The following is an 11,500-nucleotide window of genomic DNA, read 5'->3' as shown; positions in this document are numbered from 1 at the left end:
TCCGACCGCGGCGATCGATGACTGTAATAAAGTATGTGCAGTCATCCGGAGCAAGCGAATAAATCCCGATCAGGATAAACCAAATGAGACATCGCCTCCTCATCTTTCTGCTATTGACCATCGCATCGCTGCATTGCGGAAGCTCTATCTTCTATTCCAATGTGGGCTTCATCAATATGCAGGCTTATGAAGGAGGACAGGAGCGCATGCCATTTCAGAGCCGCGCTCTTATGATGCCGGTGATGCGCTGGGCCAGGCAGAATGCCCTTCTAAAGAGGAGGGCAACTCATACGAATGATATTGATGTTGCGGGTGCTGCTCGTGAAAGGCAGACCCCGGAACGGCTACTTTCGAGCTTGATTGCCCGTATCTGTGTCCTGGGATTAGGAATACTGGCGACTCTCGAAGGAAAACGACTGGGAATCAAGCCATGGTGGCTGCCTTGGGCGGTCGTGCTCGAAATTCTGTTCGTCTGCTATGTGGCGCGATCAGCCGGACAAGACTATTGGTACCCTTACGACTTTCCTCAGTTTCTACTGTTCGGGGTGGGTTCTGTCCTTGTTCTCAGGCGAAAATGGGTTCCACTTTTACTGATGATGCCAGTCATGGCAGCAAATCGCGAAACTTCCATCTTCCTCGCACTGCTCTGGTTTGCCGCTGAATGGGGTGAGGCGAATCGGTGGCGGGTCATCACGCAGTCGGTCGCACTCGGGACCGCCTGGCTCCTGGTTCAGATCTATATTTATCACCTTTTCAAACATAATATGTCCGTTATTGGAAACAGGTTTCCTGCGAACCTAATGAGGCTGACTGTGCCTACAACATGGCCGCAGATTTTGAGCGCGTTTGGTTTCCTCTGGCCATTTCTCTGGCTTTACAGAAAGCTGCTCTCACCGCGCCATCTTCGAATCCTGTATGCGATGGTCCCGCGTTGTGCGGTTGTCCTCTGGTTTGGAATCTGGACTGAGACCCGGATTTTCGGCGAATTCACCCTGCTGTCCGCCATTTTTGCCGCCGAGATGTGGACCTGTTCTCAGGCCGTAATTACATCACCAGCGCACCTAAAATCATATGGCCGCCGAGAGCAGCAGGTGCAAGCGTTGCCATGAGCACCATCGCTATCCGACCTCGATCATGATCTTGGTAAAGCGCGCAGGCTCCGCGCTCCACGCGGCAAATATCTCCGGCGCGGCATCGAGCGGCGCCGTCACGCTAATCGCCTCTTCTACCGGAAAGCGCTTCTGCTCCAGCATGCGGATCACCTCGCGAAAATCTTCTGCCAGCGCGTTGCGCGAACCGAGCACGTCCAGCTCCTTCTGCACAAACAGTTTCGTCTCATACGCCACCGGCTCCTTTGCGTAGCCAATATAGACCACGCGGCCCGTGAACGCGACCTCTTCCACGGCCGCGCGAAACGTCGACGGCAGTCCGATCGCCTCGATCATCACATCCGGCCCGCGTCCGTCCGTCAGCTCCAGCAGCGTCTCGTGCAGCTGCTGCCGCCCCGTATGCAGTGTATGCGCCGCACCGGCTCTGCGTGCCGTTTCGAGCTTCTGGTCATCCAGATCGATGGCGATCGTCGTCGCCCCTCGAAATGCTGAAGCCGCAATCGCACCCAGGCCCACCCCTCCGCATCCGAACACCGCCACCGTGTCCGTCTTCTGCACGCGGCCCCGCGCCACTGCGTGGAAACCCACCGTCAGCGGCTCCACCAGGCAAAGCTCACGCAGCGTAAGTTTCGCCTTGAAAAGCTTCTCGACCGGCATCCGCAGCAGCTCCGCCAGTGCGCCGTCCCTCTGCACCCCCAGCGTCTCATTCCTCTGGCAGGCATTGGGCCTTCCCCGCAGGCATGCCGGGCATCGCCCGCAGTTCGAGTAGGGCGACATCGTTACCTCCGTCCCCGCCGGAAACTCAGCGCTGCCGCTCTCCACTACGGTGGCCGCGATCTCGTGCCCCAGAATCCGCGGATAGCTCACCAGCGGATTTCTTCCGCGATAGGAGTTCAGGTCGCTCCCGCACAGCCCCACCAGGCGCACCTTCAGCAGCGCGCTGCCCTCGGCCGCTCCCGGCTCCGGGCGCTCTTCCACCGCGAGCTGCTCCGGCCCGGGCATCACCAGTGCCTTCATAAGCGATAAACCTCCACGGCATTCCCACCCAGAATCTGCTCCTGCTCCTCCGCTGACAAGCCCCCCACCAGCGTCTCGACCGTCCCGAACCATCGCCCATAATCCGCTGCCAGCAGGCACACCGGCCAGTCCGACCCGTAGAGCAGCCGTCCCGGCCCAAAGGCCTCCAGCACCGTGTCGAAATAGGGCCGCAGCCCTTCCACCGACCACCTCTGCCAGTCCGCCTCCGTCACCATGCCTGAGAGCTTGCACCACACGTTCCCGCGCCGTGCCATCTCCCGGATCCCCGTCGCCCACGGCTCCATCAGCCCCTCGCCAATCCGCGGCTTGGCAAGATGGTCCAGCACAAACCGCTGCCCCGGATGCCGATCGACCAGCTCAATTGCCTGCGGCAGCTGCCGCTCATAAATAAGAATGTCGTAGACCAGCCGATCGCCGATCAACCCCACCCCGCGATTGAAATCCTCTCGCCGCATGAACCCGGCATCCGGCTCATCCTGGATCACGTGGCGCAACCCCTTGAGTTTCGGCCTCGCCAGCAGCCCTTCGAGCGTTTCCGTAAACCCGTCCCCGGCCAGCGGCGCCCACCCCACCACGCCGCGCATCACCGGCGAACTCTCCGCCAGCGCCAGCAGCCACTCGGTCTCTTCGAGCGTCTGCCTCGCCTGCACCGCGATAGCGCCGTCTATCCCGCACACTCGCAGCTCCGCCTCAAGGTCCCCAGGCAGAAAGTCGCGCCTGAGCGCGCCCATGCCTTCGCCGATCCACCCGTACTCCTCAGGGCTGTATTTCCAGAGATGATGATGCGCGTCAATGCGGAGGGCCATAACTGACAGTCAATCTACAGGACGCGATGTTTCATTGGCAAAAGCTGTTGCTCGTTTGCGAACACGCCTCCAGGCCGCCTCGCCCGCGACTTCCTCTTTCGGTTAGAATCCACTCTTGCCGTGGCTGAAAGTCGTTCTCCTATGAAGCGCATCTTCCGCAAGATTCTCATCGCCAACCGTGGCGAGATAGCGCTGCGCCTCATCCGCGGCTGCCGCGAGCTCGGCCTCACCACCGTGGCCGTTTACTCTGACGCCGACCGCGCCGCGCTCCACGTTCTTGAGGCAGATGAAGCCATCCGCCTCGGCCCTGCTCCTGCCGCAGAGTCCTATCTCCGCGGCGACCTGATTCTCGAGATCGCCCGCAGCACAGGCGCCGACGCCATTCATCCGGGCTACGGCTTTCTCTCCGAGAATGCCGACTTTGCCGAGGCCTGCGAGCGTTCCGGAATCAAGTTCATCGGCCCGCCGTCCGCTGCCATGCGCATGCTCGGCTCCAAGACCCGCGCCCGCCAGGCTGCAGACGCCGCCGGCATGCCCCGCACACCCGGCTCCGTTCAGGGGCTCGCCTCGCTGGCAGAGGCACACGAAGTTGCCGCTGGCATAGGCTACCCCGTCATGCTCAAGGCCGCCGCGGGCGGCGGAGGCAAAGGCATGCGCGCCGTCTCTTCTGAGAGCGAGCTCGCCTCCGCCTTTGCCTCCGCCCGCAGCGAGGCCGAGCGCGCCTTCGGTTCCGGCGAAGTCTACCTTGAGAAGCTCATCGAGCGCCCCCGCCACATCGAGATCCAGATCCTCGCCGACGAACACGGCAACTGCGTCTCCCTTGGCGAACGCGAGTGCTCCGTACAGCGCCGTCACCAGAAAGTCATCGAAGAGGCGCCCTCCGCCGCCGTCAGCGCAGACCTCCGCCGCCGCATGGGCGAGGCCGCCGTGCGCCTCGCGAAATCCGCAGGCTACACCAACGCCGGCACCGTCGAGTTTCTCCTCGACAGCGAAGAGAACTTCTACTTCCTTGAGGTCAATACCCGCCTGCAGGTCGAGCACCCCGTCACGGAACTCGTCACCGGCCTCGACCTCGTTCACCTGCAGCTCAGGATTGCCCAGGGTGAGCCCCTTCCCTTCGCGCAGGACGACATCACGCTCCGCGGCCACGCCATCGAGTGCCGCGTCTACGCAGAGGATCCCGACAACGGCTTCTTCCCCTCGCCCGGACGCATCACCCGCCTGCTCCAGCCCGGCGGTCCCGGCATCCGCGAAGACTGCGGCGTCTACGAGGGCTGGACCGTTCCCCTCGACTACGACCCCATGCTGTCTAAACTCATCGCCTACGCGCCCACTCGCGCCATGGCCATCGCCCGGCTCGAGCGCGCCCTCGGTGAATACGTCATCGGCGGCATCCGCACCAATCTCGGCCTCTTTCGCCGCATCCTCGCCGACGCCGATTTCCGCGCCGCCCGCATCGACACCGGCTACCTCGATCGCCTGCTCGCGCAGCAGCACCCCCCCCCGCCAGCCGCCCATGAAGATGCCCCGGCTATCGCCGCCGCCATCTTCGAGCACTCCACCAGCCGCGTCAGCGCCGCTTCCGCTGCGCCGTCTCCGCAGGTCTCCAATTGGAAAACAGCAGCAAGACGCGAAGGCCTGCGCTCATGAAAATTGAACTCGAAATCGACGGACGCCTCCGCAAGCTCGATCTCCATCCGCAGGACAACGGCAGCTACACCGTAGAGCTCGATGGCCGCTCCTTCGCCGTCGACGCCCATCTGCTGCGTCCCGGCATCCTGTCGCTGCTCATCGAGGGCCGCGCCTTCCGCTGCGTCCTGGAGCACGGTCCCGCCGAGCCCGCCATTCATCTCGAAACCACCCGCATCATCTATCGCATTGAAGATCCGCGCTCCCTCAAGTCGCGCCGCGCTCACCTCGGCGCCGCCGACGGGCCCCGCCCCATCAAGGCCCCCATGCCCGGCCGTGTCGTGCGCCTGCTGGCCGCCGCTGGCGATCAGGTCGAGGCCAACCAGGGCATCCTCGTCATTGAAGCGATGAAGATGCAGAACGAGCTCAAAGCGCCGAAAGCGGGCCGCGTCTCCGGGCTCCGCGTAGCCCCCGGCGACACCGTCTCCGCCGGCGATGTGCTCGCCGTCATCGAGTAACTCCTATGCCCGAGCTTCCTGAAGTCGAAACGGTCGCCAATGGCGTCCACGAGCGCATCCACGGCTCGCGCGTCGAACAGGCGTGGTTCGGCTCCAAGCCCGAGCCCTTCAAGACACCTCCCGCCGAGATGGCCGCCGCCATCACTGGCGCCACCATTGACCGGGTCCACCGCGTCGGCAAACACATCGTCTTCGACCTCACTCCGGCACCGCCCGCATCCGGCAGCCTCCAGTGGATCGTCCACCTCGGCATGACCGGCCGCCTTCTGGTCTCCACTCCTGACACGCCCGTCCCGGCGCACACCCACGCTCTGCTCACCCTCGACTCCGGGCGGGAGCTGCGTTTTGTTGACGCCCGGCGTTTCGGCAGGCTCGCCCTCCAGCGAACCGCCTTCACCGGCCCCGGCGCAGAGCCGCTGACCATCTCTGCTGATGACTTCGTCGCTCTCTTCCGCGGCCGCAAGCTCGCCATCAAGTCCGCGCTGCTCAACCAGCGGCTGCTCCACGGGGTCGGCAACATCTACGCCGACGAGAGCCTCTTCCGCGCGGGCATCCGCCCCACCCACATCGCAGGCCGGCTCTCCCGTCCACGACTGCAGCGTCTCCACACTGAGCTGCGCGCCGTCCTCCGCAATGCCATCGCTCTGGGCGGCTCCTCCGTCTCCGATTACGTTGACGCCGACGGAGTTCGCGGCTTCTTCCAGCTCGAGCACCGGGTTTACCAGCGCGGCGGCCAGCCCTGCCTCGTCTGCGGCACGGCCATCCGGCGAACCGTCCTCGGCGGCCGCAGCACCCACTGGTGCCCGCGCTGCCAGAGCTGATTTCTACGGAATTGCGAAGAATTGAGTCTCGTTTTCTTCCAGATTCTGAATTTGCGACTACTGTCAAGCCGCTAAGTGACTCATATCATTAAGTTGAATGCACGGCATAAGAATTGCTTATTAGTAGAGTGCCAGCGACGTGCAGTATCCGGTCTTTCGGATCTGCAACCAATAAGGGCCGGCCTGCAGAGAGCAGGAACTTTACGGAGTTCCGCCCGGGGCCGGACACCAAAGCCCACACATCCCACGAAGATTTGTCAGGGCTTTTTTCGGGAGGCCAGTGATTGGCCATTGTGAAGAGCCATCGACCCCCGGTCGATGGCTCTTCTCGTTTTGCGTTTTTATCGCTTTTCCTCTGTTGCGTGCTTGCCACGGTCGAGGTTTACGCGTAGTATCAGATTTGCCTATCGAGCGGCTGAAGCCTACCCAATAAAGCTGTGGGGGTGCTCGCTGCAACTCTCGAGAGTCAGAGTTGAACGGTTCCCAGGAATTGAACCGATAGCATGGAGACCCGCTGAATTAACAGGTCCCGGCAAGCGTCAAACTACTAGAGTGAGTAGAAAACAAAAATCACGCTCCATCGACTGCAGCCTCTTTAGGAAGGCCTCTCCCGCGCTCCTCGCAACCTTGGGGGATCAAGCGCACGGTGATTATTTATGCCTGAATCAACCAGGGTCGAGCCCCCGGCAAATGGCAGGGTTTTAGGTCGCGGCATCGCTAGAGGTTTCCATCGATTCGCAGCCCGCAAACTTCACTGATTTTGAATCGGATTACCACCCGTGGCGCAGCCCGCTCCTGGCGTTGCTCCACATACAGCTAAAGCACCAGGAAGTGCACGCATGACACAAGAGCAGAACGAGGGCTCACTGAACGCTCCCGAGAGCGCAGCGCCCCAGCAGCCAGGCCAGCCCCAGGGTCAACATCGCCGCCGCCGCCGTCGGCGAAAGGGCGGCAAGGGCCCTGCAACTCCCCAGGCCAACGCACAGCCAGCCGCACAGAACCAGCAGCCGCGGCCAAACAATCCCCCGCCACGCCAGAAGGCTCCTCAGCAAAACCGCTTCTATCAGAAAAATGGGAATGGCAATGGTCAGGGCCAGGGTCAGGGTCAGGGCGGCCCGCGCCGCAAAGGCAAGCAGCGCCGTCAGGCTCCTTCGTTTGTCGGTCCCATGGACCACAGTTATCGCGTGGCCAACGGCAACATCGCCGAGGGACATCCCTCCACCATCGAGTACCGCAATGGAAACGGGAACGGCAATATCAATCCGCAGAACGGCTTCCAGAATGAAGCGGCCTATGTTGAGCCACCCCCGGCGCCCATTCGCGAGGACGCGCCGATCCGCATCTTCTGCTTTATTGAGGATCTTTTTGTCCTGGCCAAGATTCAGGAAACTGCGCGCAAGCTCGGCATCAAGGTAGGTTTCGTCAAGGCTGACAAGGACATCGTCGCGAAGCTCGCCGGCACCTCGGAAGAGGACCGTCCCTCGCTGATCGTCTTCGATCTCAACAACGCCAACGCCAAGCCGCTCACGCTCATTCCCCGCATCAAGTCCAAGCTCAAGCGTGGAACCTCAGTCATCGGCTTTCTCTCGCACATCCAGGGCGATCTCAAGGCCAAGGCCATCGAGGCAGGCTGCGACATGGTCATGCCCCGCTCTGCCTTCTCGCAGAACCTGCCCAACCTGCTCCGCCGCCATGGACTTGAGGAAGAGCTGGAAGCAGTCGAGGCCTGATCTCTTCACCCGCGAGGCTCTGACCCTAACCCCACATCGTTCTATCGCGATGTGGGGTTTTCTTCGTCTAGCGGTTGCCGTACATGTTCAGCACAATACCCGCCTTGGCGTTGAAGTTGCTCTGCCAGTTCCCATTTGACAGATGTGTGGCTACATATTCGCCCGGCACCAGCTGGAACGCCAGCGCCCTCGTCAGCTTATAGTTCAGCCCTGCGCCGCCCACCACCGCCGGGCTCCAGTTCACGGTGCCCTGCATCGAATCGCGCACCGCGCCACCCTCGGCAAATACAAACGGCGTCATATGCTTCATCGGGAACATATACACCGGGCCGCCAGTGAATCCGTGGACGTTTTCTCCCGCGTGGGCATGCCAGTTGTAGAAGTTCGTGAAGTCCGCCAGCACCCCGATATGCTTCGTCAGGTTAAGCTGCGGAATTCCGTACCACCCCATCAGGTAGCCTGCCTTGCCCCCATTCACGTTCGTCAGGTCTGTTTGCAGATAGGTAAACCCAACCGTGGTTGAGACGATCGGCTCATCGTGCTTCGGATTGGGTAGAGTCACCTGCTGCCGTGGAGAAGGTGCACTCGGCATGGACTGGGTGGAGGACGAGGCAGATTGCATCTGCGCACTGACAGGCAAAGCCAGCAACAGTATCGCCAGTGCAGAAATTGGATGACGCATGAGAACTCCTCAAAGAATGAACTGCTCCACAGGAACTCTGGGAAGACTATTTATCTTTGAGTAACATCTCTACGCATAGGTTGGCCTCCCGGCGTGCATAGATTGGCCCCCCAAAAAGGATGCCCACATCCCCGGAAGGGATGTGGGCCGGTTGTGTATGCCGCTTGACTAGAAGGTGGTGCTGACCGTCAGGCGGAACGTCTTGGCTGGTTCGCGCAGCACATAGAGCGAGCCGTAGAGCTGCTGCGCCTGTGCGTAGCTGTAGTCGCCTGCCCCGCCCGCCGGGAACATGCTGCGGGTGATCAGGTTCTCGCCGAGGAAGCTGTGATTCAACCGCATCGGGTTATACGCGTAGTAAATACGGAACGGCGCATTGATGATCGGCATCATGACCGAGATCTGCGGGCCGATCGACATGCGGGGCACAACATTGGTTCCCGGAATCGTGCTCAGCGTGGTCGGGAACTTGATCTGCTGGCCGCCGACGCAAGCGCCGTTGACATAGTTGGGGCAGCCATAGAGCGGCGCGTTGAGTGAGTCGGCGCCTTCCGGGCTCTGCTGCAGCTGGCCATGGTTCAGCGACATCGACAAGCCGAAGTCGTCGAACAATTCCAGTGCCGCCGTGCGTCCGATCAGCGGAATGCGATATTCAACGTTGGCGTTGAACATCGTATCGCCGCCGGCTGAAACCGTTCCAAAGACCGGCAGCGGAACCTGCACGCACTGGTTGGTCTGCGGGTTGGTTGGATCGCGCTGCACGCAGCTTCCATCCGGATTGCTCAGGTTAAAGAGCACTCTCGTCGGAACAAAGGTATAAGGCGTGACCGACCGGATATCGAAACCGCGGACATCGCTGTCGCCGCCCATGTAGAAGCGCTGGAACGGCGGCGCCACATCGCCGCTGAAGCCCTGGATGTAGGCAGCCTGCACACGATAGCCGATGACGTTGCGGCCATTGTTGTCCAGGTGCAGTCCACGGACTGGATGGAACTGTTTGAATTCCACCAGCGGCTGCAGGTAGCGGACGCTGCCCCAGATACCGGCTACCTGCAGGTTCGAGGTGAACTCGGATCCAGAGGTCGGCTGGTAGCTGGCATTCAGCTTGTTCCATGAATAGGTCAGGCCGATCTGGCTGCTGACAATGCCTTCGAGCGCATTCTGCCCCTGGATGCCGCTGCGGAAAGCCAGCGTCTGGAACAGGGTCTGGGAAGCGCCGCTGAAAGTCGTTACCGTCGACCGGTTGAGCGAATAAGTTACGCCCACACGCTTGAACGAGTGCCGGATCGGATAGCTCGCCGAAACATTCACGCCCGTCTGCGACTGGTTGTAGTTCTGGATCAGCGAGTTCGTAGCGTTGTTCGCGTTCGTGTCGGAGGAGCCCGTCAGGTTATACGCCTTCGACGAGTTGTAATCCGTCTTGCTGGCGAAGACCTGGAAGCCGACCTGCAGCGGCTTGTTGTGCAGGTAGGGCTCGGTGAAGCCGAAGGTCAGGTTGCGCGCCAGATCGCCCGCCTGTGCCTGCAGCGTCAGCGTCTCGCCCAGTCCCAGGAAGTTGTTGGTCTGGTAGTTCAACCCGAGGAACGAGCCCGAGAGTCCGCTCACGCCGCCGTTCAAACCAATCGAGTTCTTGCCCTTCTCGTGCACCTTGAGCAACAGGTCGACAGTGCCGTTTTCGGCGTTCTGGTGGGTCTCCGAATCCTGGTCGACCTTGAGCGGATCGAAGTAGTCCAGCTGGTTCAGCCGCATGATGCTCAGCTCCCACAGGTGGGAGTTGTAGACCTGGCCTTCTTCGAGCGCCAGTTCGCGCCTGATGACGAAGTCGCGGGTGACAGTATTGCCCTGGAATTCGATGCGGGAAACATAGAACTGCTTGCCCTCATCGACGTTCACCACAAAGGAGATCGTGTGCTTCACATCATCGACCTTCGGCTCAGGCACCGGAGTGAAGTTGATGTAGCCCAGCTGCCCATAGGCCTTCTGCAGGTTCTGCAGCCCCTTGCCGAAGGCAGTCGCGTCGAACCACGAGCCGTCCTTCATGTTGAACTGCGCACGCAGCGCTCGCGGATTGCTGACCGCCTTGTTGCCAGTAAAGGTAATCGTGCCCAGGCGGTAACGCTCGCCCTCCTCGACCGGAATGCGAATGTCGATGCGCTTGCCCCGACGCGGGCGGAAGGTCAGGAAGGACAGGCCGCCTTCATTGCGGATACGGGTAACCGGATCGCCTGTCGAGGCGCGGAAGTAGCCCTTGTCACGATAGGCCTGGCGCACGCGCTCGGCATCTTCTTCCAGCTTCGAGGCGTCGTAGGTCTTCGCAAAGAGATTCTCAAAGATAAGCGAGTGCGGAATCCCGATAGGCCGCAGGTTCCTCATCGACTCGCGGAGTACCCGCGAGCTCAGATGCCGGTTTCCGGTAAAGGTGATGTTGCCCACCTTCACCTTGGGGCCTTCCTTGATGTTGAAGTTCACCTGCACTGAGGCCGGGGGAATCGTCTTCACGTCCGTCTTGATCGTGGCGAACTGGTGGCCATGCTCGGCCAGCAGCTCATGCAGCACGGTCACCGCACGGGCAATACGGGTCGGATCGTACTGGCTCTCGATCGAGAGTCCGACCTTTTCCTTCTTGTAGCGGTCGAGAACGTCGGACTGGGTAACCGAGTTCAGCCCCTTGTAGTTGATCTCGCGGATCGTGGGCTTCTCGCGAACATAAATATCCAGGATGACGCCCTTCGGGCTATCTTCCTTCTCGATGCGGACGTCTTCAAAGTAGCCGGTATTCCACAGCGAGTTGAAGTCGCGCTCCACCGTCTGAGGGTCATAGGTGTCGTTCTCGTGGCTGAAGAGCCGGGCGAGGATCGTCTCCTTCGGTATGCGGCGGTTGCCGATGACCCGAATGCTGGTAATGACCTGCTGAGGCTGCTGCTGTTGCGCCCGGGCCGGAAGCGACGCCGGAAGGAACGTGAAGCAGAGGAGCAGGAAGACAAAATACTTCAGCGCACGGCGGAGTAGACCACACGCAGGCTGCTGCTGTTCGGTTGGGGAACTTGCGCTCCCTTGCATCACGGGAAAGATAGGCACACCCTCACTGCTAAAGATCGATCCACTCGTAGGGAAAAGGCGATTATATGTGACCGGAGAATGAGTTCCAAGCTCGCGGCCGTGCTTCAGGT

General features: G+C 61.2%; 9 protein-coding genes. 5 read left to right on the top strand and 4 right to left on the bottom strand.

The genetic code is table 11. The annotated features are described in order from the left end of the window. The first annotated feature begins 83 nt into the window (after positions 1 to 83). Positions 84 to 1,109: a hypothetical protein gene (locus tag C7378_RS14755; protein WP_131998446.1), complete on the top strand. Its 1,026-nt coding sequence runs from the start codon at positions 84 to 86 to the stop codon at positions 1,107 to 1,109. A gap of 9 nt (positions 1,110 to 1,118) precedes the next feature. On the opposite strand, the gene C7378_RS14750 is transcribed toward C7378_RS14755, so the two are convergent. Both C7378_RS14750 and C7378_RS14745 read right to left on the bottom strand, forming a co-directional pair. Beyond that, complete coding sequence (locus C7378_RS14750; protein ID WP_131998443.1) at positions 1,119 to 2,126, bottom strand: zinc-binding alcohol dehydrogenase family protein; 1,008 nt, start codon at positions 2,124 to 2,126, stop codon at positions 1,119 to 1,121. Then, positions 2,123 to 2,953: an amidohydrolase family protein gene (locus C7378_RS14745; RefSeq protein WP_131998440.1), complete on the bottom strand. Its 831-nt coding sequence runs from the start codon at positions 2,951 to 2,953 to the stop codon at positions 2,123 to 2,125. Before C7378_RS14745 ends, C7378_RS14750 begins: the two co-directional genes overlap by 4 nt. A gap of 141 nt (positions 2,954 to 3,094) precedes the next feature. Here C7378_RS14745 and accC point away from each other — a divergent pair, with 141 nt between their 5' ends. The 4 genes from accC to C7378_RS17865 all read left to right on the top strand — a co-directional run bounded on the left by accC (position 3,095) and on the right by C7378_RS17865 (position 7,651). Next, on the top strand, positions 3,095 to 4,603 hold the full coding sequence (accC, locus tag C7378_RS14740) for an acetyl-CoA carboxylase biotin carboxylase subunit (RefSeq protein WP_131998437.1): 1,509 nt from the start codon (positions 3,095 to 3,097) through the stop codon (positions 4,601 to 4,603). Continuing rightward, the gene (locus C7378_RS14735) at positions 4,600 to 5,100 is read left to right on the top strand and encodes an acyl-CoA carboxylase biotin carboxyl carrier protein subunit (protein ID WP_131998434.1); all 501 of its coding nucleotides are present in this window, start codon (positions 4,600 to 4,602) and stop codon (positions 5,098 to 5,100) included. Before accC ends, C7378_RS14735 begins: the two co-directional genes overlap by 4 nt. A 5-nt stretch (positions 5,101 to 5,105) precedes the next feature. Then, positions 5,106 to 5,921 (top strand): DNA-formamidopyrimidine glycosylase, encoded by an 816-nt coding sequence (locus tag C7378_RS14730; protein ID WP_131998431.1) that lies wholly within the window; start codon positions 5,106 to 5,108, stop codon positions 5,919 to 5,921. A gap of 839 nt (positions 5,922 to 6,760) precedes the next feature. Next, complete coding sequence (locus C7378_RS17865) at positions 6,761 to 7,651, top strand: response regulator (RefSeq protein WP_207901448.1); 891 nt, start codon at positions 6,761 to 6,763, stop codon at positions 7,649 to 7,651. A 67-nt stretch (positions 7,652 to 7,718) separates the two neighbouring features. Here C7378_RS17865 and C7378_RS14720 read toward each other — a convergent pair whose 3' ends face one another. Both C7378_RS14720 and bamA read right to left on the bottom strand, forming a co-directional pair. Beyond that, positions 7,719 to 8,333 (bottom strand): hypothetical protein, encoded by a 615-nt coding sequence (locus C7378_RS14720; protein WP_131998428.1) that lies wholly within the window; start codon positions 8,331 to 8,333, stop codon positions 7,719 to 7,721. A gap of 168 nt (positions 8,334 to 8,501) precedes the next feature. Next, positions 8,502 to 11,408 carry an outer membrane protein assembly factor BamA gene (gene bamA, locus C7378_RS14715; protein ID WP_341539155.1) on the bottom strand — a complete coding sequence of 969 codons (2,907 nt, stop codon included), beginning with the start codon at positions 11,406 to 11,408 and terminating at the stop codon, positions 8,502 to 8,504. Between the last annotated feature and the right edge of the window lie 92 nt (positions 11,409 to 11,500).

Source organism: Acidipila rosea, assembly GCF_004339725.1.
Classification (GTDB): domain Bacteria; phylum Acidobacteriota; class Terriglobia; order Terriglobales; family Acidobacteriaceae; genus Acidipila; species Acidipila rosea.
The sequence above is the reverse complement of the archived record's forward strand: the minus strand, read 5'-3'. Positions and strand labels throughout refer to the sequence as shown.

Excerpts from the sequence above, each read along its gene's own strand:
- C7378_RS14745 (WP_131998440.1), bottom strand. The coding sequence starts at position 2,953 with ATGGCCCTCCGCATTGACGCGCATCATCATCTCTGGAAATACAGCCCT.
- accC (WP_131998437.1), top strand. The coding sequence starts at position 3,095 with ATGAAGCGCATCTTCCGCAAGATTCTCATCGCCAACCGTGGCGAGATA.
- C7378_RS14735 (WP_131998434.1), top strand. The coding sequence starts at position 4,600 with ATGAAAATTGAACTCGAAATCGACGGACGCCTCCGCAAGCTCGATCTC.
- C7378_RS14720 (WP_131998428.1), bottom strand. The coding sequence starts at position 8,333 with ATGCGTCATCCAATTTCTGCACTGGCGATACTGTTGCTGGCTTTGCCT.
- C7378_RS14755 (WP_131998446.1), top strand. The coding sequence starts at position 84 with ATGAGACATCGCCTCCTCATCTTTCTGCTATTGACCATCGCATCGCTG.
- C7378_RS17865 (WP_207901448.1), top strand. The coding sequence starts at position 6,761 with ATGACACAAGAGCAGAACGAGGGCTCACTGAACGCTCCCGAGAGCGCA.
- C7378_RS14750 (WP_131998443.1), bottom strand. The coding sequence starts at position 2,126 with ATGAAGGCACTGGTGATGCCCGGGCCGGAGCAGCTCGCGGTGGAAGAG.
- C7378_RS14730 (WP_131998431.1), top strand. The coding sequence starts at position 5,106 with ATGCCCGAGCTTCCTGAAGTCGAAACGGTCGCCAATGGCGTCCACGAG.